At 65.0% G+C, this 22,278-nt stretch carries 21 protein-coding genes; 13 read left to right on the forward strand and 8 right to left on the reverse strand.

Features of this window, described 5'->3' with window-relative positions:
* The 4 genes from J7360_RS05325 to J7360_RS21320 form a co-directional block, all read right to left on the reverse strand.
* Positions 1-829, reverse strand: an 829-nt coding sequence (locus tag J7360_RS05325) for a M23 family metallopeptidase (protein WP_209033410.1), incomplete at its 3' end; no start/stop codon positions are given.
* Positions 829-2,178, reverse strand: a complete 1,350-nt coding sequence (locus J7360_RS05330) for a dihydroorotase (protein ID WP_057661488.1) — start codon at positions 2,176-2,178, stop codon at positions 829-831. The genes J7360_RS05325 and J7360_RS05330, both read right to left, overlap by 1 nt.
* Positions 2,175-2,468 (reverse strand): membrane protein insertion efficiency factor YidD, encoded by a 294-nt coding sequence (gene yidD, locus J7360_RS05335; protein ID WP_005913106.1) that lies wholly within the window; start codon positions 2,466-2,468, stop codon positions 2,175-2,177. Before yidD ends, J7360_RS05330 begins: the two co-directional genes overlap by 4 nt.
* Positions 2,468-3,046, reverse strand: coding sequence for a hypothetical protein (locus J7360_RS21320; RefSeq protein ID WP_033481151.1), 579 nt, complete (start codon positions 3,044-3,046; stop codon positions 2,468-2,470). Before J7360_RS21320 ends, yidD begins: the two co-directional genes overlap by 1 nt.
* A gap of 58 nt (positions 3,047-3,104) precedes the next feature.
* On the opposite strand from J7360_RS21320, the gene dksA reads away from it, so the two are divergent.
* Positions 3,105-3,593, forward strand: a complete 489-nt coding sequence (dksA, locus tag J7360_RS21325; RefSeq protein WP_007963167.1) for an RNA polymerase-binding protein DksA — start codon at positions 3,105-3,107, stop codon at positions 3,591-3,593.
* A gap of 201 nt (positions 3,594-3,794) precedes the next feature.
* On the opposite strand, the gene J7360_RS05345 is transcribed toward dksA, so the two are convergent.
* The 3 genes from J7360_RS05345 to cysS form a co-directional block, all read right to left on the reverse strand.
* Positions 3,795-5,045 carry an MFS transporter gene (locus J7360_RS05345; protein ID WP_209033412.1) on the reverse strand — a complete coding sequence of 417 codons (1,251 nt, stop codon included), beginning with the start codon at positions 5,043-5,045 and terminating at the stop codon, positions 3,795-3,797.
* The gene (locus J7360_RS05350; RefSeq protein WP_007963163.1) at positions 5,042-5,479 is read right to left on the reverse strand and encodes a SufE family protein; all 438 of its coding nucleotides are present in this window, start codon (positions 5,477-5,479) and stop codon (positions 5,042-5,044) included. Before J7360_RS05350 ends, J7360_RS05345 begins: the two co-directional genes overlap by 4 nt.
* Positions 5,480-5,752: 273 nt before the next feature.
* Positions 5,753-7,177 (reverse strand): cysteine--tRNA ligase, encoded by a 1,425-nt coding sequence (gene cysS, locus J7360_RS05355; protein ID WP_033481156.1) that lies wholly within the window; start codon positions 7,175-7,177, stop codon positions 5,753-5,755.
* A gap of 176 nt (positions 7,178-7,353) precedes the next feature.
* On the opposite strand from cysS, the gene J7360_RS05360 reads away from it, so the two are divergent.
* The 12 genes from J7360_RS05360 to J7360_RS05415 all read left to right on the forward strand — a co-directional run bounded on the left by J7360_RS05360 (position 7,354) and on the right by J7360_RS05415 (position 19,471).
* On the forward strand, positions 7,354-7,848 hold the full coding sequence (locus tag J7360_RS05360) for a hypothetical protein (RefSeq protein ID WP_057661494.1): 495 nt from the start codon (positions 7,354-7,356) through the stop codon (positions 7,846-7,848).
* 311 nt (positions 7,849-8,159) lie between these two features.
* Positions 8,160-9,185, forward strand: coding sequence for an N-acetylornithine carbamoyltransferase (locus J7360_RS05365; RefSeq protein WP_007963158.1), 1,026 nt, complete (start codon positions 8,160-8,162; stop codon positions 9,183-9,185).
* A 70-nt stretch (positions 9,186-9,255) separates the two neighbouring features.
* Positions 9,256-10,497 (forward strand): argininosuccinate synthase, encoded by a 1,242-nt coding sequence (locus J7360_RS05370; RefSeq protein ID WP_209033414.1) that lies wholly within the window; start codon positions 9,256-9,258, stop codon positions 10,495-10,497.
* Between the two features lie 241 nt (positions 10,498-10,738).
* Positions 10,739-11,191 (forward strand): GNAT family N-acetyltransferase, encoded by a 453-nt coding sequence (locus tag J7360_RS05375; RefSeq protein ID WP_057661496.1) that lies wholly within the window; start codon positions 10,739-10,741, stop codon positions 11,189-11,191.
* Positions 11,192-11,196: 5 nt separating this feature from the next.
* Positions 11,197-12,297 carry an acetylornithine deacetylase gene (locus tag J7360_RS05380; RefSeq protein WP_057661498.1) on the forward strand — a complete coding sequence of 367 codons (1,101 nt, stop codon included), beginning with the start codon at positions 11,197-11,199 and terminating at the stop codon, positions 12,295-12,297.
* 44 nt (positions 12,298-12,341) lie between these two features.
* Positions 12,342-13,685, forward strand: a complete 1,344-nt coding sequence (locus J7360_RS05385; RefSeq protein WP_057661502.1) for an acetylglutamate kinase — start codon at positions 12,342-12,344, stop codon at positions 13,683-13,685.
* A 5-nt stretch (positions 13,686-13,690) separates the two neighbouring features.
* Positions 13,691-14,302: a GNAT family N-acetyltransferase gene (locus J7360_RS05390; RefSeq protein WP_057661504.1), complete on the forward strand. Its 612-nt coding sequence runs from the start codon at positions 13,691-13,693 to the stop codon at positions 14,300-14,302.
* Positions 14,299-15,249 carry an N-acetyl-gamma-glutamyl-phosphate reductase gene (argC, locus tag J7360_RS05395; protein WP_057661506.1) on the forward strand — a complete coding sequence of 317 codons (951 nt, stop codon included), beginning with the start codon at positions 14,299-14,301 and terminating at the stop codon, positions 15,247-15,249. Before J7360_RS05390 ends, argC begins: the two co-directional genes overlap by 4 nt.
* A 124-nt stretch (positions 15,250-15,373) precedes the next feature.
* Positions 15,374-16,672 (forward strand): argininosuccinate lyase, encoded by a 1,299-nt coding sequence (locus tag J7360_RS05400; protein ID WP_057661508.1) that lies wholly within the window; start codon positions 15,374-15,376, stop codon positions 16,670-16,672.
* Positions 16,669-16,929, forward strand: a complete 261-nt coding sequence (locus J7360_RS05405; protein WP_003486965.1) for a YciI family protein — start codon at positions 16,669-16,671, stop codon at positions 16,927-16,929. The genes J7360_RS05400 and J7360_RS05405 overlap by 4 nt, the downstream gene beginning before the upstream one ends.
* 13 nt (positions 16,930-16,942) lie before the next feature.
* Complete coding sequence (proB, locus tag J7360_RS05410) at positions 16,943-18,097, forward strand: glutamate 5-kinase (protein ID WP_057661510.1); 1,155 nt, start codon at positions 16,943-16,945, stop codon at positions 18,095-18,097.
* 129 nt (positions 18,098-18,226) lie between these two features.
* Positions 18,227-19,471 carry a glutamate-5-semialdehyde dehydrogenase gene (locus J7360_RS05415; protein ID WP_057661513.1) on the forward strand — a complete coding sequence of 415 codons (1,245 nt, stop codon included), beginning with the start codon at positions 18,227-18,229 and terminating at the stop codon, positions 19,469-19,471.
* A 262-nt stretch (positions 19,472-19,733) separates the two neighbouring features.
* Here the strand turns inward: J7360_RS05415 and J7360_RS05420 are convergent, their stop codons facing one another.
* Positions 19,734-22,145: a glycoside hydrolase family 95 protein gene (locus J7360_RS05420; protein ID WP_057678286.1), complete on the reverse strand. Its 2,412-nt coding sequence runs from the start codon at positions 22,143-22,145 to the stop codon at positions 19,734-19,736.
* Between the last annotated feature and the right edge of the window lie 133 nt (positions 22,146-22,278).

A 22,278-nucleotide genomic window follows, 5' to 3' on the forward strand; every position in this document is an offset into this window, starting at 1 on the left:
CAAGCACCAATAACGGGTCGATCCGCACATCGAACCAATTCATCCCCCAATGCAGATGCGGCCCGGTGGCGCGCCCGGTCGCACCGACGGCAGCAATCACCTGGCCTTGCTCGACCCGATCGCCCACCTTCACGTCGATGCGTGAGAGATGCAGGAAATTCGAGCTCACACCAAAACCGTGATCCAGCAACACCGTACCACCGGTGAGATACAGGTTCGGTGCGGCGAACGTCACCACGCCGGCAGCCGGTGCCTTCACCGGGGTGCCGGTGGGTACGGCGATGTCCATGCCCGAATGGCCGGCGCCCGGCTGCCCGTTGTACACGCGTGCATTGCCGAAGCGGCCGCTGATGCGTCCCTGCACCGGCCAGATGAAGGGTTGGGCGAAATCGGTGCGTGCGTCATCGCGGTCGCGTGCCGCCGTGACCTGCGCCTGTTCGCGTTTGATGCGCGCAGCAATCTCGGCCGGCGGGTTGACCGTCTTCGGCGGTACGCCATTGACGCGTTCCACCGGCCAGTCGCGCGGCGTCACCGCGATGCTCACGGTCCGCGTGCTGCCATCGGGTTGGGTGACCTGCACCTGCAAAGGCCCGGTCGCATCGCGGCCGATACCGAACACGACGCTTCCGTAACCGCTCACACGCAGGCTGCGGCCGGCGTATTGCACCCTGCTATCAGCCGGCACCTTGCCGATGACCAGCGCACCTTGCGAAGCGCTTTGCGGAAACACGACATCAGTTGCGACGGCCGCACTGCGCGCATCGGCGCGTCCCGCAACCAGCGCGACCGGCGCCAGGATCAACCAGGCGCCAAACAGGACTGCGCGCATCAGCGGTCGAAGGTCAGGCGCTGGCCGGCAGCGCTGCCTACCAGCTGTTCGCCATCCCACACCTGCTGGCCGTTGACCCACGTCGCAGCAATACGCGAACGGAAGGTGGTGCCTTCGAACGGCGACCAGCCGCACTTGGACAGCACCTGCTCGCGCTTCACGGTGAACGGGGTGTTGTCGATCATCACCAGGTCGGCGAAATAGCCTTCGCGCAGGAAGCCGCGTTCTTCCACATCGAACAATTGCGCCGGCGCATGCGCGAACTTCTGCACGATACGGGTGATCGGCAACTTGCCTTCGTGTACCAGCTCCAGTGCCGCGACCAGCGCGTACTGCACCAGCGGCAGGCCCGAGGGCGCCTGCGCATAGGGCTTTTGCTTTTCTTCCCAGGTGTGCGGGGCGTGGTCGGTGGCGAGCACGTCGATGACGTCTTCGGCCAGCGCATCGATGAGCGCCAGACGATCTTCGGCGTCCTTGATCGCGGGATTGCACTTGATCAGGTTGCCCAGGCGCGCGTAATCGCTGCGATCGAAGCGCAAGAAATGGATGCAGGTCTCGGCGGTAATGCGCTTGCGCAACTTGCCGTCGGCATCGACCAGCGGGCCGGCTTCGAACAGCGACAGCTCGTCGGCGGTGGAGATGTGCAATACGTGCAGGCGGGTGTTGTGCTTGCGTGCCAGCGACACCGCCAGCTGCGACGACTTCAGGCAGGCCTGACGCGAACGGATGTCCGGATGCATCTCCGGCGTCAGCGCATCGCCGTATTTTTCCTTGTACTGCGCCATCGTCGCATCAATGGTCGGGGTGTCTTCGCAGTGAGTGATGATCGGCGTGGGCGCGTCGCGGAAGATGGCGTCCAGCGTTTCGGGGTTATCGACCAGCATGTTGCCGGTGGAGGCGCCCATGAACACCTTGATGCCTGGTGCAGTCTTGGGGTCCAGCGATTGGATGTGGGCCAAGTTGTCGTTGCTGGCGCCCATGTAGAAGCCGTAGTTGGCCCAGGCGCGCCCGGCGGCGGCGGCGTACTTGGCCTGCAGCGCGGGGGCATCCAGGGTCGGCGGATTGGTGTTGGGCATGTCCATGAAGCTAGTCAGGCCACCAGCAACCGCGGCGCCGGATTCGGTCGCGATGTCGCCCTTGTGGGTCAGGCCGGGTTCGCGGAAGTGCACCTGGTCGTCGATCATGCCGGGCAGCACCCAGCGTCCGGCGGCGTCCACCACGGTATCGCCAGGGGCAGGGACGATCTTGCTGTCGATCTTGGCGATGCGGCCGCCTTCGATCAGGAGATCGGCGTCGAACTCCTTGCCTTCATTGACCAGGCGGGCATTGACGATGACGGTTCGGCTCATGGATGGGGTCCTTTGCAGCTGCAGGAAGAAGACGGGGAGGGCGACGTGGGCGCATCGGGCACCGGATCGAATCCGCCCGGATGGAAGGGATGACAGCGGCCGAGCCTGCGTGCGGCAAGCCAACTGCCGCGCAGCGGGCCGAAGCGGCCGATGGCGGTCATCGCGTAGTCCGAGCAGCTTGGCGCAAAACGGCAGCGCGGCCCGAGCAGGGGGCTGATGACGAGCTTGTAGACGCGCAGCAGCGCGATGAGCAGGCGTGAGATCACTTGCCAATGATATGCCACTTGCATTAATAGGTGGTTGCCGGGGGTCCGCGGGGTACGTTATAAAGGCCCGCTTTCCCGGGCCCCGGGGGAACCAAGGATGAGCGTTTCGTGGCTGCTAAAAAACCTGCAAAAAAGGCCGTAGAGGCCGCCAAGAAGTCCGCCAAACCCGTTGCGAAAAAGGCAGCGACGTCCGCTGCTGCGAAACCGGCCGCAAAGCCGGGGACCAAGCAGCCGGCTGCCAAGAAGGCACCCGCGAAGAAGGCACCTGCGAAGAAGGCCGCCGCCAAGCCGGCGCCGGCTTCCAAGACCACCGCGTCCGCAGCCCCCAAGGCAGTGAAACCCGTCGCCAAGAGTGCTGCCAAGCCGGCGGCGAAAAAGGCAGCTCCGGCTGCCGCCAAACCGGCTGCCAAGCCGGTGGCGTCCAAGTCCGTACCGAAGCCGGCCACCAAGCCGGCTCCGGCCAAGTCAGTCCCGGTCAAGGCCGAGAAGCCCGCGCCCGCACCGGTCCCCAAGGCCGTCCCTGCGAAGCCGGCAAAGCCTGCGACCCCGTCATCTAAGAATCCCGTGCCCGTTTCGAAATCTTCCGCAAAAACGCCAACCAAAACCGAAGCCCCCGCCAAGCCTGCCGCGACCCGTCCGGTCGGCAAGGTGGCCGTGGCCGTGACTTCCAAGCCGTCCAACGCGGCTCCCAAGACCAAGTACAAGGTGGTCGAGTACAAGACCGACGAAGCCACCGGTCGCCCGATCCTGCCGCAGGGTTACAAGCCTGCCGCGGACGAGGAGTACATGAACAAGCTGCAGCAGGAATATTTCCGCCAGCGTCTGCAGAGCTGGCGCAACGAGATGGTGGAGGAATCCAAGCAGACCATCGAAAACCTGCGCGAAGAAGTGCGCGACATCGGCGACGAAGCCGAACGCGCCACCCGCGAGACCGAAAACTCGCTGGAACTGCGTGCCCGTGATCGCGCCCGCAAGCTGATCTCCAAGATCGACAGTACCCTCAAGCGTCTGGAAGACGGCGACTACGGCTACTGCGTGGATACCGGCGAAGAGATCGGCCTGGACCGCCTGGAAGCGCGTCTGACCGCCGAGCGCACCATCGACGCCCAGGAGCGTTGGGAGCACTTGCAGAAGCAGCAGGGCGACTGATCGTCCGCCTGGCTCGCCGAAAGACCCCGCCATGTGCGGGGTTTTTTGATGGGGGCCCGATCCGTCGAATTAGCGCTTGGTCGGTTAGCGCCGTTCAGTGGGGCGCCGTCGCACGCAGCTGCATGGCGGCACGTGACCGCGGCCCGCAGCACGAGCACCTTCGCACCGCAGCGGGCACGGGCAATCACGCGATCGCGTAGCTCACTGCAGATCGCGCAGGTCCAGCTTGCGCAGGCGCGGCGCCTTCCAGGCGGTGGTGGCCACCACGCCCAGGGTGACACAGCCGCCGATGACCACCGCCGGCACCAGGCCGACCAGGCGCGCCATGACGCCGTCGTAGAACGCGCCCAGCTCGTTGGACGAGCCGATGAAGATGCCGTTGATCGAAGACACCCGGCCACGCATGGCATCGGGGGTGACCAGCTGCAGGATGGTCTGGCGCACCACCACCGAGACGCCGTCGCACATGCCGTACATCAGCAGGATTGCCGCTGATAGCCAGAAATGGCGCGACAGTCCGAAGGCGATGGTGCAGAGTCCGAAGCCGGCCACCGACAGCAGCAGGACGCGCCCGGCATTGCGCTGCAGCGGGTGCCGCGCCAGCCACACGCCAACCATGATCGAACCCAGCGCCGGCGCGCCGCGCAGGATGCCCAGGCCTTCGGGGCCGTAGTGCAGGATGTCGTGGATGAAGGCCGGCAACATCGATACCGCGCCGCCGAGCAGTACCGAAAACATGTCCAGCGCCATCGCGCCCAGCATGATCTGGTTGGACAGCACGAATTGCGCGCCCTCGGCGATGCTGCGGAAGATCGGCGCACGTGGGCCCTCGCTGACCGGCTCGCTGACACGCAGCAGTGCCAACGCCAGGATCGCCAGCATCGCCACGCTGGCGGCGACCCCGTAGGCCAGGCCCTTGCCGCCCCAGCCGACCAGCACACCGCCCAGCGCCGGGCCGATCACCATGCCGGCCTGGAAGGTGACGCTGCCGATGCTGGCACCGCGCGCGAATGCCTCGCGCGGCAGCGCCCGTGCGAACAAGGCGTTGTAGACCGGCGACAAGAAAGAGCGCGCCGCGCCGGTGAGCGAGATGGCGGCATAGATCGGCCACACGCCTTCCACGGGCAGCCAGCCTTGCGTGATCGCCAACAGCAGCAGCGCGGTTGCGACCAAGCCCAGCACGGCGACCATGCCCAGCCGGCGGCGCGGCAGGTGATCGACCAGGTAGCCGGCGAAGGGGGCGATGCAGAAGAACGGCAGGATTTCGGCCAGGCCGATCAGCCCCAGCGAGAGCGGGTTGCCGGTAATTTCGTAGATATGCCACCCGACCGTCACGGCGACGATCTGGTAGGACAGCATCGCCGCCACGCGGTACAGCAGCACCAGGCCGAAGCCTGGATGGGCGAGCAGCGTCCGCAGCGAATCGGCGGGTGACGGGGCGGGCGTGCTCACTGCTGCGCGCGCGCGGTATCGCGGATGAAGGCCAGCATCGCCGCCACACCGTTGCTGCGGGTCGGCGACAGATGCTTGGCCAGACCGATTCCGGCGATGTAGTCAGGCTCGGTGGCCAGGATCTCTTGCGCGCTACGCCCTGAATACACGCGCAGCGCAAGGTAGATCAGCCCGGAGACAATGGCCGAATCGCTGACGGCATGGAAATCCAGCCGCTCGGCGTTGCCTTCCGGCACGATCCAGACCATCGATTGGCAGCCGTGCAGGCGGTGCTCTTCGGTTTTCCACTGTTCCGGGAAGGCGGGCAACTTGCGGCCAAGATCGATCAGGTACTGGTAGCGCTCGGACCAGTCGCCAAAAAAGGAGAATTCCTCGGCAATGGCGTCCTGCGCCTCGGTGGCAGTGGGTTCAAGCGGGAAGGGGGAGGTGGTCATCTAAACATCCAGAAGCATTCGATCAAGTCCCTCTCCCCTGTGGGCAAGAAGGCACGGTTTACGCGCCACTGGCGCGCGGGCCTTGGAGCGCCTGTGGCCGATGCATGTGTCACCAGGTGCCAGGGCGGGGCACCCTTCGAGAGCCGTCGGTCATGCGTCTTGCACTGGCGCGTGGCGACGCGTTTGCCATGACCGACGATTCATTGTCGCTGCGGCGCACCCTCATCCGCCCCTGCGGGGCAGCTTCTCTCCGGCAGGGAGAAGGGAGAAGGATCAAGCGCGCTTCCAACGCACGCCCTGCGGCGTGTCTTCCAGCACGATACCTTCGTCGGCGAGTTGCTTGCGGATGGCGTCGGCGCGGGCGAAATCCTTGGCTTTCTTCGCCGCGCTGCGTTCTTCCACCAATGCGGTGATGCGTGCATCGTCGCCCACGTCGGTGCCGCGCGAGAACCAAGCAGCCGGGTCTTGCTGCAGCAACCCCAGTGCCACCCCGGCACCCAGCAACTTGGCACGCGCTGCCTGTAGCTGGGCCATGCGTGCCGACGCCTGGCCGCTGTGCATCAGTTCGCTGCGCAATGCGCGCGCATCGGAGGCGATGCTTGCCATGACGGACAAGGCCAGCGGCGTGTTGAGATCGTCATCCAGAGCGGACTCCACCTCGGCGGGAATCGTCTTGGATATCGCGACATCGCCGCCGCTTTCGGTTTCCAGTGCAGCCAGATCCCGCAGCGTTCCATACAGGCGGTCGAGCGTGTTCTTGGCCTGCTCGATCAGCCCATCCGACCAATCCAGCGGCTGACGGTAATGCGCGCTCAACAGCGCATAGCGCAGCGCTTCGGGCGGATGCCTGGCGATGAGCTCGTGCACGGTTTCGATATTGCCCAGCGACTTGCTCATCTTCGCGCCGCTGAAATTGAGCATGCCGTTGTGCAGCCAGAACCGCGCAAAGGTGGCGCCGCCATGCGCGCACTCGCTCTGCGCAATCTCGTTTTCGTGATGCGGAAACTGCAGGTCCACGCCGCCGGCATGAATGTCGATGGTGGGGCCCAGATGCGCCGCAGCCATCGCCGAGCACTCGATATGCCAACCCGGGCGGCCGCGGCCCCAGGGCGATTCCCAGCCGGGCAGGTCGTCGCTGGAGGGTTTCCACAGCACGAAGTCGCCGGGGTCGCGCTTGTACGGCGCCACGTCCACGCGCGCGCCGGCCAGCATTTCGTCCGGGTCGCGCCGCGAGAGCTTGCCGTAGCCATCGAAGCTGGAAACCGAAAACAGCACGTGGCCTTCTGCGGCGTAGGCATGCCCGTTGGCGATCAGCTGATCGATCATCGCCACGATCTGCGGGATATGCGCGGTGGCCTCCGGTTCGATATCCGGTGGAACCACGCCAAGCGCCGCCATGTCCTGCCGGTAGATCGCCGCGAAGCGGTCGGTGATCGTCGAAATCGGCACACCCTGCGCCTGCGCGGCGGCGTTGATCTTGTCGTCCACGTCGGTGATGTTGCGCGCGTAGCGCAGCGCGCCGTAGCGTCGCCGCAGCAATGCGGCAAGCACATCGAAGACCACCGGGCCGCGGGCGTTGCCGATATGCGCGTAGTTGTAGACGGTGGGGCCGCAGACATACAGGGTGGGGCTGGACGGATCGAGCGGCGCGAACGGCTCGACCCGCCGCGTCAGGTTGTTGTGCAGGCGCAGGCTCATCGGCATCCGAAAAAGGGCAATCGCGCGATTCTAGCCCGTTGTGGCGCGATGGCGAATCGCCAGCCTGACAATGGCGACCGGATGGGTTGCGTTCAGCCCACGCGGCCGCAAGCTCCATACACTTACGTACTGCCTGGCTGCGCGTTCCGGTACTGATGCGACCTTCTCCGTTCTTCATGCTGCTGTGTACGTTTGCCGGGCAACTCACTCCGGCGTACGCGGCGGAGCCCGACCCCAAGAACCGGGTCGTGGTGATCGAGAACGTGAAGCTGGATTACGCGCAGGTGCTCAACGTCGAGCCGGTCTACCAGACGCTTCGCGCCACGCGTATCGAAGAGCAATGCGAATCCGAACAGGCGGCACAGGCTGCTGCAGCGCCGGCCGAGGACGAGGGCCCCATCAACCGCATGGTGGATTCGGTCAAGGAAATGTTCTCGCGTCGCCCCGAACCAGCCGCGCCCGCTGCGGTGCCGCCGACCAGCACGCGGCGCAACTGCAAGGTCGTGGAAGTGCCGCGCGAGTTCCGCCGGCCGATCGCCTTCGACGTGGACTATGTCTACAAGGGCACCAAATACCGTTCGCGGTTGCCGGAAGATCCGGGTAACCGGCTGCGCATCCGGGTTTCGGTGACCCCGTACATTCCCGACGCCATCGTCGCGCCGCCACGATGAGATGCGCAGCGGTTGCGCCGTGCCCACATGCGTGCGAGGATTCGCGCCCTATGCAAGCAAACGCCTTTCAGCACGACACCAGCGCCGCCCGGATGGCCTCCGGCATGACTTCGCGTGCCCGCCGACCGGAATCCCACATTTTCGCTGGGTAAGCCGGGGCGTTTGCTGTTCCGACGTCGAAGACCCAGCCCCCAGGCTGGGTTTTTTCGTTTGGCGTCACAAAAGTTTCAACCGCAATAAACGCGCATGTCGCGCACCCCGTCGCTCCTGGCGGACCAACGCAGCAGTAGCACGCAGCAAAGGATCGATCGATGTCACTGAAGCACTTCTTGAACACCCAGGACTGGAGCCGCGCCGAACTGGACGCGCTGTTGACCCAGGCCGCGTTGTTCAAACGCAACAAGCTGGGAAGCGAGCTGAAGGGCAAGTCGATCGCGCTGGTGTTCTTCAACCCGTCTATGCGCACCCGTACCAGCTTCGAGCTGGGCGCATTTCAGTTGGGCGGGCATGCGGTGGTCTTGCAGCCGGGCAAGGACGCCTGGCCGATCGAGTTCAATCTGGGCACGGTCATGGACGGCGACACCGAAGAGCACATCGCCGAAGTGGCGCGTGTGCTGGGGCGTTATGTCGACCTGATCGGCGTACGCGCGTTTCCGAAGTTCGTGGACTGGTCCAAGGACCGCGAAGACCAGGTGCTCAAGAGCTTTGCCAAGTATTCGCCGGTGCCGGTGATCAACATGGAAACCATCACCCACCCGTGCCAGGAGCTGGCGCATGCGCTGGCGCTGCAGGAACACTTCGGTACACAGGATCTGCGCGGCAAGAAGTACGTGCTGACCTGGACCTACCACCCCAAGCCGCTGAACACAGCGGTGGCCAACTCGGCGCTGACCATCGCCACCCGCATGGGCATGGACGTGACCCTGCTGTGCCCGACGCCGGATTACATCCTGGATCAGCGCTACATGGACTGGGCCGCGCAAAACGTGGCCGAAAGCGGTGGTTCGCTACAGGTCAGCCATGACATCGACAGCGCCTATGCCGGCGCCGATGTCGTCTACGCCAAGAGCTGGGGCGCGCTGCCGTTCTTCGGCAACTGGGAACCGGAAAAGCCGATTCGCGACCAGTACCAGCATTTCATCGTCGACGAACGCAAGATGGCGCTGACCAACAATGGCGTGTTCTCGCACTGCCTGCCGCTGCGTCGCAACGTCAAGGCGACCGACGCTGTGATGGATTCGCCCAACTGCATCGCCATCGATGAAGCCGAAAATCGCCTGCATGTGCAGAAGGCGATCATGGCTGCCCTGGTGGGCCAGGGCAGCCGGGATTCGTGATTGGGGATTCGTGATTCGCCACGGCAAATCAGACTCCCACTCCTATTTAGTCAACTCCTAAGAGACCCCCATGTCGCAGCAGACCGCTTCCACCAATCCAGAATCCCCAATCCCGACTTCCGGCACCAAGGACATCGTTCTCGCGTTTTCCGGTGGTCTGGACACCAGCTTCTGCATTCCGTACCTGCAGGAGCGGGGCTATGCGGTGCACACCGTGTTTGCCGACACCGGTGGTGTGGATGCCGAAGAGCGTGAGTTCATCGAGAAGCGCGCCGCCGAACTGGGCGCGGCCAGCCACGTCACCGTGGACGGTGGCCCGGCGATCTGGGAAGGCTTCGTCAAGCCGTTCGTGTGGGCGGGCGAGGGGTACCAGGGCCAGTACCCATTGCTGGTGTCCGACCGCTACCTGATCGTGGATGCTGCGCTCAAGCGTGCCGAAGAATTGGGTACGCGCATCATTGCGCACGGTTGCACCGGCATGGGCAACGACCAGGTGCGTTTCGACCTGGCAGTGAAGGCGCTGGGCGACTATCAGATCGTTGCGCCGATTCGCGAGATCCAGAAAGAGCACACCCAGACCCGTGCCTATGAGCAGAAGTATCTGGAAGCGCGTGGCTTCGGCGTGCGTGCCAAACAGCAGGCCTACACCATCAACGAGAACCTGCTGGGCCTGACCATGTCTGGCGGCGAGATCGACCGTTGGGAAGCGCCGGGCGAGTGTGCACGCGGCTGGTGCGCGCCGCGTAGCGCCTGGCCGAGCGAAGCACTAACGGTGACACTGAAGTTCGTCGAAGGCGAAGCGGCGGAACTGGACGGCAAGCCGCTGCCGGGTGCGAAGATCCTGGCCAAGCTCAACACCTTGTTCGCGCAGTATGGCGTGGGCCGCGGCGTCTATACCGGCGATACCGTGATCGGTTTGAAGGGCCGCATCGTATTCGAAGCGCCGGGCCTGATTTCGCTGCTCACCGCGCACCGTGCACTGGAAGATGCGGTGCTGACCAAGCAGCAGAACCGCTTCAAGCCGGACGTGGCGCGCAAGTGGGTGGAGCTGGTGTACGAAGGCTTCTATCACGACCCGCTCAAGAGCGATATCGAGGCGTTCCTGAAGTCCTCGCAGTCCAAGGTCAATGGCGAAGTGACGCTGGAAACCCGCGGGGGTCGCGTCGATGCGGTGGCGGTGCGTTCGCCGCACCTGCTCAACACCAAGGGTGCGACCTACGCGCAATCGGCCGACTGGGGTGTGGAAGAGGCCGAGGGCTTCATCAAGCTGTTCGGGATGAGCTCCACGCTGTACGCGCAGGTCAACCGCTGAGCAAAAGCGCCTCTCCCCCGGGAGAGGGGTTGGGGGTGCCGCAGGAAACCTTCAGGATCGCTCATGACGAACGCGTCGCCACGCGCCAGTCATGGGGAACTACTGCAGCATTTGCTGCCATCGTTTTCCCTCTGGACGCGTGGCGACGCGTTCGACCGGGTTGCTTCTCGAAGTTTCGTGAGGCGCCCCTCATCCACCCCTTCGGGGCACCTTCTCCCGGTGGGAGAAGAGGGCCACTGCGATGGAACCCATGCCCGCACTACGCATCAGTACCGACAAGCAGGAACTCGATCTGCCGTTGATCCATCGCTCCCTCAGCGAGCGGGCCGATTGGTGCCTGGGCATCCCGCTGGACACGGTGCAGCGGGCGATCGCCGGCTCGCTGTGTTTCGGCGGTTATTGCGAGGGCGTAGGGCAGGTGGCGTTCGCCAGGGTGATCACCGACGGTGCCACCTTCGGCTATCTCGCCGATGTGTTCGTGCTTGATGCATACCGTGGACGCGGCTATGGCAAGCAACTGGTGGCGGCAGTGATGGCCCATCCGCATCTGCAAGGCCTTCGCCGCTTCATGCTCGCCACCTCCGATGCGCATGCGCTGTACGCACAGCACGGCTTCGCCGCGCCCGCGCGGCCGCAGGCGTTGATGGAAATCGCCTATCCCGATCTCTACCGCACCACCACCACGGCTGCCTGACACACATGACTGACCTGCTCACCTCCACGCTGGACCACCTGCAGGCGCTGGTGGCGTTCGACACCCGCAATCCGCCGCGTGCGATTGCCGCCGAAGGCGGCATCTTCGATTACCTGCGTGCGCAGCTGCCGGGGTTCCAGGTCGAGGTGGTCGATCACGGTGCAGGGGCGGTGAGCTTGTACGCGGTGCGTGGCACGCCGAAGTACCTGTTCAACGTGCATCTGGATACCGTGCCGGATTCGCCGCACTGGAGTGCCGACCCGCACGTGATGCGGCGTCTGGACGACCGCGTGGTGGGCCTGGGCGTGTGCGACATCAAGGGCGCGGCGGCGGCGTTGGTTGCCGCGGCCAATGCCGGTGACGGCGATGCCGCGTTTCTGTTTTCTTCTGACGAAGAAGCCAATGATCCGCGCTGTATCGCCGCGTTCCTGGCGCGTGGCGTGCCGTATGAAGCTGTTTTGGTGGCCGAGCCGACCATGGGCGAAGCGGTGCTGGCGCATCGTGGCATCAGTTCGGCGCTGATGCGGTTTGCCGGGCGCGCCGGGCACGCCTCGGGCAAACAGGACCCCTCTGCAAGCGCCTTGCATCAGGCAATGCGCTGGGGCGGCAAAGCCCTGGAGCATGTCGAATCGCTGGCGCATGCGCGCTTCGGTGGTTTGACCGGATTGCGCTTCAACATCGGACGCGTCGAGGGCGGCATCAAGGCCAACATGATCGCGCCGGCAGCCGAAGTGCGCTTCGGCTTTCGTCCGCTGCCGTCGATGGACGTGGATGGATTGCTGGCAACCTTCGCCGGATTCGCCGAACCGGCGGCAGCGCATTTCGAAGAAACCTTTCGCGGGCCGAGCCTGCCATCCGGCGATATCGCACGCGCGGAAGAACGTCGCCTGGCCGCACGCGATGTGGCCGATGCGCTGGACCTGCCGATCGGCAGCGCAGTGGACTTCTGGACCGAAGCATCGCTGTTTTCGGCCGGTGGCTACACCGCGCTGGTCTATGGCCCGGGCGACATTGCCCAGGCGCATACGGCCGACGAATTCGTGACGATTGCGCAATTGCAGCGTTACGGCGAATCGGTCCATCGCATCATCAACGGCTCTCACTGAACCGACACGCGCCTGGCGCTCCCCTTCCTCTTTCGAACACGGCAATGTCCTCTTCCGCACAGCCCCACAAACAGACCCGCCAGACCATCGTGCGCCTGCTCTCGAGCATGGCCAGCGCGAAGGAAATCAGCCAGTACCTCAAGCGGTTTTCGCAGCTCGATGCCAAGCGCTTTGCGGTGGTCAAGGTGGGCGGCGCGGTGTTGCGCGACGATCTGGACGCACTGACCTCGTCGCTGTCGTTCCTGCAGGAAGTGGGGTTGACCCCGATCGTGCTGCATGGCGCCGGCCCGCAGCTGGATGCAGAGCTGTCGGCAGCCGGCATCGAAAAGCACACCATCAACGGACTGCGCGTGACCTCGCCGGAAGCGTTGGCGATCGTGCGCAAGGTGTTCCAGACCTCCAACCTCAAACTGGTCGAAGCGTTGCAGCAGAATGGCGCGCGTGCGACTTCGATCACCGGCGGCGTGTTCGAGGCCGAGTATCTGGATCGCGACACCTACGGCCTGGTCGGTGAGGTCAAGGCGGTGAATCTGGCGCCGATCGAAGCCAGTCTGCAGGCCGGCTCCATCCCGGTGATCACCAGCTTGGGCGAAACGCCCAGCGGGCAGATCCTCAACGTCAATGCGGATTTTGCCGCCAATGAGTTGGTGCAGGAGCTGCAGCCGTACAAGATCATTTTCCTCACCGGCACCGGCGGCCTGCTGGATGCCGATGGCAAGTTGATCGATTCGATCAACCTGTCTACCGAGTTCGATCACCTGATGCAGCAGCCGTGGATCAACGGCGGCATGCGGGTGAAGATCGAGCAGATCAAGGACTTGCTCGATCGCCTGCCGCTGGAGTCGTCGGTGTCGATCACCCGGCCGTCGGACCTGGCCAAGGAGCTGTTCACCCACAAGGGCTCGGGCACGCTGGTGCGGCGCGGCGAGCGGGTGTTGCGCGCGACCTCCTGGGACGAACTGGATCTGCCTCGCCTGAAGTCGCTGATCGAATCCAGCTTCGGCCGCACGCTGGTGCCGGAGTATTTCCACACCACCACGTTGCTGCGCGCGTATGTCAGCGAAAACTACCGTGCGGCGGTGATCCTGACCGACGAGGGCCAGCTGGGTGCGGGCAGGTTGACCTATCTGGACAAGTTCGCCGTGCTCGACGATGCGCAGGGCGAAGGTCTTGGCCGGGCGGTGTGGAATGTGATGCGCGAAGAGACCCCGCAGTTGTTCTGGCGCTCGCGCCATAACAACCAGGTCAATATCTTTTACTACGCCGAATCCGACGGTTGCATCAAGCAGGAGAAGTGGAAGGTGTTCTGGTACGGGCTGGAAAATTTCGAGCAGATCCAGCATTGCGTTGCGCACTGCGCGACGCGTCAGCCGACCTTGCTGGGCTGAGCGCGATGAGCGCCGTCGGCTTGCCGCCCCTTTGGCGAGAACAGCCCAGCCTGCGTGGACGGCATGCGAGCCTGGAACCGCTGCAGGCAGCGCATGCCGATGGGTTGCGTGAGGCAGTGGGCGACGGCGCGCTGTCGCGGCTGTGGTACACCAGCGTGCCCGCACCGGAGCAGGTCGATGCGTATATCGCTGCGGCCTTGGCCGCCTGCGCCGATGGCGCGGCGTTGCCATTTGCGGTGCGCGATGCGGCCGGCGACATCGTCGGTTGCACGCGCTACTACGCGCTGGATGCAGCAGTGCCGAGGTTGTCGATCGGCTACACCTGGTACGCACCGCGCGTGCAGCGCAGCGGCGTCAACACCGAAGCCAAGCTGATGCTGCTGCAATACGCCTTCGAAACATTGGGGTGCTTGAGCGTGGTGTTCGAAACCAGCTGGTTCAACCACACTTCGCGCGCGGCGATCGCGCGGCTGGGCGCAAAACAGGACGGTGTGCTGCGCAACCACACCCGCCACGCCGACGGTACGCTGCGCGATACCGTGGTGTTTTCCATCATCGATACGGAATGGGCCGGGGTCAAACGCCACCTGCAGTTCCGCCTGGAAGAAAACGCATGACTGTTCAACCAAAGACCATCGGCATTGTCGGCGCCCGCGGGCATACCGGCTCGGAATTGATCAAACTGGTTGCGGCGCACCCGCAGCTGCAATTGAGTTTCGTGTCCTCGCGCGAGCTGGCCGGGCAGCGCGTGGCCGAGCATAACGATGCCTACCAAGGCGAGTTGCGCTACGAGAACCTGGATGCCGACGCAGTGGCCGTCAAGGCTGCCGACGTGGTGATCCTGGCGCTGCCCAACGGCAAGGCAGCGCCCTTCGTCGCCGCGATCGATACAGCAACGCCGCAGACGCTGGTGATCGATCTGTCGGCAGATTATCGCTTCGATCCGGCCTGGTACTACGGCTTGCCTGAGCTGACGCGCGGCAGCTACGCCGGACAAAGACGCATCAGCAACCCGGGCTGTTATGCCACCGCGATGCAGCTGACCATCGCGCCGCTGCTCGACCAGTTGGCCGGGCCGCCGCAGTGTTTCGGCGTCTCCGGGTATTCGGGCGCGGGGACCACGCCCTCGGACAAGAACAACCCCGAGTTGCTCTCCAATAATTTGATGCCGTATGCGCTGACAAATCACATGCACGAGCGCGAGGTGTCTGCGCAGCTCGGCGTGCCGGTGGAGTTCATGCCGCACGTGGCGCCGCATTTCCGCGGCATCACCATGACCGTCAATCTGTGGCTGCAGCAGCCGCTGACACGCGAGCAGATCCAGGCGCGTTATACGCAGCGTTATGCCGACGAGCCGTTGATCGAGATCGTCGACGAAGCGCCTTGGGTGAGCCGCATCGCCGGCAAGCACGGCGTGCAGATCGGCGGGGTAACGCTGGCGCCCGGCAACAAGCGCGTGGTGGTGGTGGCGACGCTGGACAACCTGCTCAAGGGTGCGGCGACGCAGGCGATGCAGAACCTCAACCTGGCGCTGGGCTGGGACGAGTTGATGGCGATTCGTTGATGCGAGTCCCTCGCAAGGGCCTGCACATCCCTGTGCAGGGATTCAACGAAGCGAGTGCCTTGCAACAGCCCGCACATCCCTGTGCGGGGATCGAAACTGGACGACTGACTCGAGACGCTTTCCGATGACCAATCTGTTGTGGCAAAAACCTGGCGTTGCCGTGGACGCCAAGATCCAGAGTTTCCTGGCCGGCGACGATGTGATCCTGGATCGCGAATTCTTCCTGTATGACATCGCTGCCAGCAAGGCGCATGCGCAGGGGCTGCAGCACATCGGCATCTTGTCGTTGCAGGAGCTGGGTGGCTTGAGCGAACAGCTCGACCTGCTGGCCGCCGATTTTCGCAGCGGCGCCTTCGTGCTCGATGCGCAATACGAAGATTGTCACTCGGCTATCGAAGCGCGCTTGACCGAGCGTCTGGGCGATGCAGGCCGCAAGATCCACACCGGGCGCAGCCGCAACGACCAGATCCTGGTCGCCACGCGCTTGTGGCTGAAGGACAAGCTGCAGCGCGTTGCCACGCTCAGCGCCGAGATCGCCAAGGTGGCGTTGGATCGCGCGCAGGCAGAGGCCGAACTGCCGGTGCCCGGTTATACGCATATCCAACGGGCGGTGGTGTCGTCGGCCGGCATGTGGTGGGCGGGCTGGGCAGAAGCCTTCATCGACAATGCCGTACGCGCAACCGATACCTTGCAGCTGGTGGACAGCAATCCGCTCGGCACGGCCGCAGGCTATGGCGTGAATCTGCCGCTGGATCGTGCGCATACCACCGCCGAACTGGGTTTTGCACGCCTGTTGGTCTCGCCGATCTATGCCCAGCTCTCGCGCGGCAAATACGAACTGGCCGCGCTCGAAGCGCTGGGCAGCGCCACGCTGGATCTGCGCCGCATCGCCTGGGATCTGTCGCTGTTCACCAGCGGCGAATTCGCGTTTGTCGCTTTGCCGGCGCAATACACCACCGGCAGTTCGATCATGCCGAACAAGCGCAACCCGGACGTGATCGAACTGATGCGCGCAACGCATGCCAGCGTGGCGGCAGCGCGCATCGAGATCGAACAGCTGCTGTCGCTGCCGTCGGGTTATCACCGCGATCTGCAGAGCAGCAAGGGCGCGATCGTGCACGGCTTTGGCCGCGGACTTGCGGCGCTGGAACTGTTGCCGGCCTTGTTGGCCAATCTGGAATGGCGCCCGGACAAACTGCGCGCAGCCATCGATTCGGGCATGTACGCCACCGATGTGGCAGTGGAAGCCGCCGTGGCCGGCGTGCCGTTCCGCGAGGCCTACAAGGCCGCAGCGCAAGCCTCCGAGACCGCAGGGCAGGGGCGCACGCCGGAAGGTAGCCTGGCTGCGCGCGTCTCACCCGGTGCTGCGGCCGACCTGCAACTGGATGTGTTGCAGGCGCGCTGGCAGGCGCTGCGCGCATGACGACCCGCTACCTGGTGCTTGCGCTGCGCAAGCCGGGGTTCCCCGCCGATGTGGTGCAGCCGCATCTGGACTTTCTCGATGCGTTGCGCGCCGCCGGGCAGCTTGAGCTGACCGGTGGTTTCAGCGATCGCAGCGGTGGCGCGTATGTGCTGGTCAACGTGGCCACCCTCGAAGACGCCCAGCAGATCGTTGCGCGTGACCCGCTGGTGCTGCGCGATGCCTCTGCACTGACCGTGTATGAGTGGAATACGCACTGAGGATGCCATTGCCATGAGCACGCCTGCCAGCACGTTGTCGCCCTTTACCGAGCAGGCGCTGCCGCCATGGCGCCGTGCGGTGCTCAAGGTCGGCAGCAGCCTGCTCGCCGCCGATCGGGGTGGCCTGTCCCCGCGCTTCGCGCTCGGTCTGGCGCAGTTCGTCTCCGCCAATCTGGCAGCCGGGCGCGAGCTGGTGATCGTGTCGTCGGGCGCGGTGGCCGCCGGCCGTGCCATCCTGCCTAAAGCGATGGATATCGGCGCACCGATCGCGGCACGGCAGGCACTGGCCGCCTTGGGCCAGGCGCAGTTGATTGCGTTGTGGCAGCGCTTTTTCGAGCGACCGGTGGCGCAGGTACTGCTCACGCATGACGACCTGCGCAACCGTCGCCGCTACCTCAATGCGCGTGCCACCTTGGGCGAGTTGCTGCGGCTGGGCGCGCTGCCGGTGATCAACGAAAACGATACCGTCTCGGTGGATGAGTTGAAGCTGGGCGATAACGACAACCTGGCCGCGATCGTGGCTGCGCTGGTCGATGCCGATGCCTTGTTCATCGCCACCGACATCGATGGCCTGTATAGCGCCGACCCACGCAGCAACCCGTTGGCGCGCCCGCTCGACGATGTGCCCGAGCTCACCCCGGAGGTGCTGGCGATGGCCGGCGGCAGCGGTAGCAACGTAGGGACCGGTGGCATGCGCACCAAACTGGAAGCCGCTGCAAAGGCCGGCGCGGCCGGCATCGAAACCTATCTGTTCAACGGCCGAAGTGGCGAGGTGGTGCGCGCCCTGGCGCAGGACCGCCTGCGTGGCACGCGCATCCACGCCGCACGCACGCGCATCGCTGCGCGAAAATATTGGCTGCGGCACGCACCGGTGGAAGCGGGCGCGATCCTCATCGACGACGGCGCCGCAGCGGCCTTGACCGGCAAAGGCGCCTCGCTGTTGCCAGGCGGGGTGGCCGACGCGCACGGCGATTTCCGTCGCGGCGACATGGTGGAGATCCGTCGGCGCGATACCACGGGCGAACAGTGTCTGGCACGCGGCGTCAGCCAGTATTCGGCCCTGGATATCCGTCGTATCGCAGGCCGCCATTCGCGCGAGATCGAGAACGTGCTCGGCTACAGTTATGGCGAAAACGTGGTGCATCGCGATGATCTGGTGGTGTTGTAGCGAGGAATGGAGAATCGGGAATGGAGAATCGCAAGAGCTTCCCACCGAACGTTCCCAGCGCCAATTACGTCGCAGTAAAGTGATGTCGCGTGCTTTTACCATTCCCGATTCTCCATTCCCGATTCTCCAATGACCATCAAAACGCTCGCTCTGCAATGCCGTGACGCCGCGCAGGTGGTGTCGCAATTGTCTGCACAGGCCAAGCACGCCTTGCTGGACGCGATGGCTGCCGCGCTGGAAGCCGATGCCGCGGCGATTCTGGCCGCCAATGCGCGCGATCTGGAGGCCGCGCGTGCCAAGGGCACCGGCAGTGCCATGCTCGATCGGCTGGCGCTGGACGACAAGCGCCTGGCCGGTATCGCGGATGCGTTGCGCGAGGTGGCGGCCTTGCCCGATCCGGTCGGCCAGGTCACGCGCGAAGAGGTGCGCCCCAACGGGATTCGCGTGCAGAAGGTGCGTGTGCCGCTGGGCGTGATCGCGATGATTTACGAGGCGCGGCCCAACGTCACCGCAGACGCTGCGGCGCTATGCATCAAGGCCGGCAATGGCGTGATCCTGCGCGGTGGCTCGGAGGCAATCCATTCCAACACCGCCATCGCCCGCGCACTGCAGCGCGCCTTGCGCAAGGCCAATGTGCCGGAAGCGGCGCTGACCCTGGTCGAGGATCTGCGCCGCGAGACCATGCTGGAGCTGCTGCAGCTCAGCGACATCGTCGATCTGGCGATTCCGCGCGGTGGCGAAGGCCTGATCCGGTTTGTCGCCGAGCACGCGCGCGTGCCGGTCATCAAGCACTACAAGGGTGTGTGCCATCTGTTTGTGGATGCGTCGGCCGACCTGACGCTTGCGCTACGTCTGTTGATCGATGGCAAGGCGACGCGGCCGGCCGCCTGTAACTCGCTGGAGACCTTGCTGGTGCATGCAGACATCGCCGAGCGCTTTCTCCCGCTTGCCGCGCAGGCATTGTGCGAACGCAAGGTGGAACTGCGTGGCGACGCGGCGACGCGCGCGGTGTTGCCCGAGATCGCCCCTGCCGACGACGACGACTATGCCGCGGAATTTCTCGACCTGATCCTTGCCATCCGCGTGGTACCGGATCTGGACACGGCGCTGGCGCACATCCGCCAGTACGGCTCGGACCACACCGAAGTCATCGCCACGCAGGACGCCGGCAACGCAGAACGGTTCGTGCAGTCGCTACGCTCGGCGGTGGTGATGGTGAACGCCTCCTCGCGCTTTTCCGACGGCGGTGAACTCGGCCTGGGCGCGGAGATCGGCATCTCCACCACGCGCCTGCATTCCTATGGCCCGATGGGCCTGGAAGCGCTGACCGTGGAGCGCTTCGTGGTGCGCGGCCAAGGCCAGGTGCGGCATTAGGCAAGGCTGCACACCTGCCGCAAGCGCCATCAACGGCGGCTGCTTGCATCGCTGAGCGATCGGCAATGTCGTCGCTGCGTCATTGGATGCTGCCCGGACGCACCTGCTTTCCACAATACCTTGCGTGCGCAGTGCGACCTGGCTGGGTAACGCTGGGCCAGGCCATACTGCGGGGCGCAGCCAATCGCCGGCCAACGAGCAGATGCCTTGCCGCGCTTGCAACCGCGTCACGCTTCAAGCGCGGCCGGCACGTGGCACTGGCTCACAGCACGCGCAGCACTTGGCCACGTGCAAGCGTAATGTCGTGCGCCTGGGCGCCCCAGCTAAGGCGGGTGCGGGTGCCGCCGACGCTGCGCACGCTGATCTGCGTCGGCACGCCGTTGCGCCACGCCATGTCCACCGTAAATCCGCCACGTGCGCCCAGGCCGGTAACGCGGCCTTGCGCGGCCCAGGCCTTGGGCAGTGCCGGCAGCAGCGTGATCTGCCCAGGGCGCGAATACAGCAGCATTTCCAGCATTGCGGCCGGGGTGCCGAAGTTGGCATCGATCTGGAACACCCCGCCAAGGGTGGGGTCGCCGTGCTGGCTGAGATCGTAGATATCGAACAGATTCGGCGCGGTGCCATTGCGATGACCGATCGAGGGTTTCAGATTGGTCAGCACCAGCGCATAAGCACGCTCCGCATCGCCCAGTCTTGCCCAGCACAGCGCCCGCCATGCGCAAGCCCAGCCAAAGCTCTGCATGCCGCGCGCTTCCAATAGCTTACGCGCTGCTTCCAGCTGCGCAGGCGGCGCCAGATCCGGATGCAGGCGATGGCCGGGGAACAGACCCATCAGCGGCGACAGGTGCCGGTGATGGGCTTCACCCAGGTCCGTGGGGGACATCCATTCCTGCAATTGGCCGCTGAGCGGGCTGATCTCCGGCAGGTACAGACGCTGCTGCAGCGTGGCGATGGTCGCGGCGTAGGCTGCGTCGCGGCCAAGCAGGGCGCTGGCCTGGCGGTATTGCCCGAACAACGTCCATACCAGTTCCTGCGCATAGGCAATACCGCGCGCATTTTCCGGGCCATGCTCTGGCGACCAGTCGTGGTCGTCGACCAGGCACTGTCGCGTGCGCCCGTCGGCGTCGGTGACCTCCATTGCGATCAGGCGCGCCTGCCAGAATTCGCAGGCGCCCTTGAGTAGCGGATAGATGCGCGTCAGGTCGTCCCGGTCCTGGGTGAACTCGTAGTGCTGCCACAGGCTGTCGCATAACCACGCGTTGCCTGCCGGGTGCCAGTACCAGCCGTTGCCGCCGAACGGATTGGTGGAAATGGCCACGGTCCAGCCGGCGATCTTGCCGGAGGTATTGCGGAAACGATTGCGCGGGTCGTTGAAGTGGGTTTGGGTGATGCGTGTCCAGGACGGCAGCTGCGCCAGGCAATAGCGTGTCAGCGCATCGACGCAGGCGCCCAGGCCGGACGGGTCCGCCAGCCAGTAGTTCATCTGCAGATTGACGTCGCTGTGGTAGTCGCTCATCCATGGCGGGTCGTTGTTTTCCAGCCACAGGCCCTGCAGGTTGGTGGGCAATCCATCACGCGAGGCGGCGATGGTGAGATAGCGGCCAAATTGCAGATAGGCCACCTCCAGTTCCGGGTCGGGGAGCGCAGGCGTGGCGGCGCGGGCCTGGATGCGCTGCCAGGTCTCCAGGCCGCGTTGCGCATCGCTGGACTGGCCAAGCTCCACCTGCAACGTATCGAACAACGCACGGTGATCGGCCACATGGGTGTCCAGCAACAGCGCCGCAGGCACTGTGGCGGCGGCCTGTGCGCGGTTGCGCGCCAGCGCAAGCGGGTCGCGCGTGGCATCGCGCCAGCCGCGTGCGCCATCGGCGGCGTAGTCGGTGTCGCCGCACAACACGATGGTCAGGCCACGGCAGTCATGAAACTGCAGCAGGCCTTCGCCTGTTTCGAGCCTGCCACCGTCGCTGTGCACGCGCAGCGCTGCGGCATAGCGCAGGCCGTTATCGAGCTGGCCGGCGAAGCGCAGCCCGGCGTGGCCGTCGGCGCGACCGGCCCCGGCATGCGTGTCGACCAGGCGAATGCGGCCACGGTGGCTGCCTGCGCCTTCGCAATCCAGGCGCAACACGATGGCCGCATCCGGGTGGCTTGCGAACAGCGTCCGTGTATAACGCGTGTCGCCGATGCGATAGCGCACGCGTACGCAGCCGTTGCTCATGTCCAGTTCGCGCTGGTAATCGGACGTCTGCGCCTGCGCATGCCCTTCCAGTTCCACAAAAAGCTTGGCCAGCAGCATGAAGCTGCCGAACTCTTCCTTGGTATATGCAAACTGGCCATCGTCCTGCAGCACTGCGTTGCTGCCGCCTGACCAAAGGCTGCCTTCGGAAACGAACAGCGTCTCGCAGGCAGGAGCTCCGCCGCAGAGCGCCCCGAGCCGGCCGTTGCCGATCGGCAGTCCTTCGCGCAACAGCTGGGCATCGCTGGCAGGCGCCGCATACGCTAGGCGTAGCGCATGCTCGGGCGGCAGCAACGGCGAACGGGTGGGGCGCAGCGGTGGCGTGGTCGCGTCGCTACTGGCAGCACGGCCGAGCAACGGCAGCAGCGCGGCCGCACCGAGGTGGGTGAGCAGGCGACGGCGGTGTGGGTTGGCGCAATCGTGCGAGGGGGGAATGCGCATGCGAGCGCTCGCTGCAATCGTGGGATCAAACGTTGTAAAGCATCTGCCGCGCCTGCGGAAGCGTGCGATTTTGCCGGTCTTCCAATGACGTTTGCTTGGCTTGGGGGTGGCTTGCGCGCACCGATCGAAGACT

This window comes from Xanthomonas sp. D-99 (genome assembly GCF_017746145.1).
GTDB classification, from domain to species: domain Bacteria; phylum Pseudomonadota; class Gammaproteobacteria; order Xanthomonadales; family Xanthomonadaceae; genus Xanthomonas; species Xanthomonas cissicola.

Coding starts and splice junctions, on each gene's coding strand:
- J7360_RS05330 (WP_057661488.1), bottom strand. CDS start 2,178: ATGAGCCGAACCGTCATCGTCAATGCCCGCCTGGTCAATGAAGGCAAG.
- yidD (WP_005913106.1), bottom strand. CDS start 2,468: ATGCAAGTGGCATATCATTGGCAAGTGATCTCACGCCTGCTCATCGCG.
- J7360_RS05350 (WP_007963163.1), bottom strand. CDS start 5,479: ATGACCACCTCCCCCTTCCCGCTTGAACCCACTGCCACCGAGGCGCAG.
- cysS (WP_033481156.1), bottom strand. CDS start 7,177: ATGAGCCTGCGCCTGCACAACAACCTGACGCGGCGGGTCGAGCCGTTC.
- J7360_RS05360 (WP_057661494.1), top strand. CDS start 7,354: ATGCTGCTGTGTACGTTTGCCGGGCAACTCACTCCGGCGTACGCGGCG.
- J7360_RS05365 (WP_007963158.1), top strand. CDS start 8,160: ATGTCACTGAAGCACTTCTTGAACACCCAGGACTGGAGCCGCGCCGAA.
- J7360_RS05370 (WP_209033414.1), top strand. CDS start 9,256: ATGTCGCAGCAGACCGCTTCCACCAATCCAGAATCCCCAATCCCGACT.
- J7360_RS05375 (WP_057661496.1), top strand. CDS start 10,739: ATGGAACCCATGCCCGCACTACGCATCAGTACCGACAAGCAGGAACTC.
- J7360_RS05380 (WP_057661498.1), top strand. CDS start 11,197: ATGACTGACCTGCTCACCTCCACGCTGGACCACCTGCAGGCGCTGGTG.
- J7360_RS05385 (WP_057661502.1), top strand. CDS start 12,342: ATGTCCTCTTCCGCACAGCCCCACAAACAGACCCGCCAGACCATCGTG.
- J7360_RS05390 (WP_057661504.1), top strand. CDS start 13,691: ATGAGCGCCGTCGGCTTGCCGCCCCTTTGGCGAGAACAGCCCAGCCTG.
- argC (WP_057661506.1), top strand. CDS start 14,299: ATGACTGTTCAACCAAAGACCATCGGCATTGTCGGCGCCCGCGGGCAT.
- J7360_RS05400 (WP_057661508.1), top strand. CDS start 15,374: ATGACCAATCTGTTGTGGCAAAAACCTGGCGTTGCCGTGGACGCCAAG.
- J7360_RS05405 (WP_003486965.1), top strand. CDS start 16,669: ATGACGACCCGCTACCTGGTGCTTGCGCTGCGCAAGCCGGGGTTCCCC.
- proB (WP_057661510.1), top strand. CDS start 16,943: ATGAGCACGCCTGCCAGCACGTTGTCGCCCTTTACCGAGCAGGCGCTG.
- J7360_RS05415 (WP_057661513.1), top strand. CDS start 18,227: ATGACCATCAAAACGCTCGCTCTGCAATGCCGTGACGCCGCGCAGGTG.
- J7360_RS05420 (WP_057678286.1), bottom strand. CDS start 22,145: ATGCGCATTCCCCCCTCGCACGATTGCGCCAACCCACACCGCCGTCGC.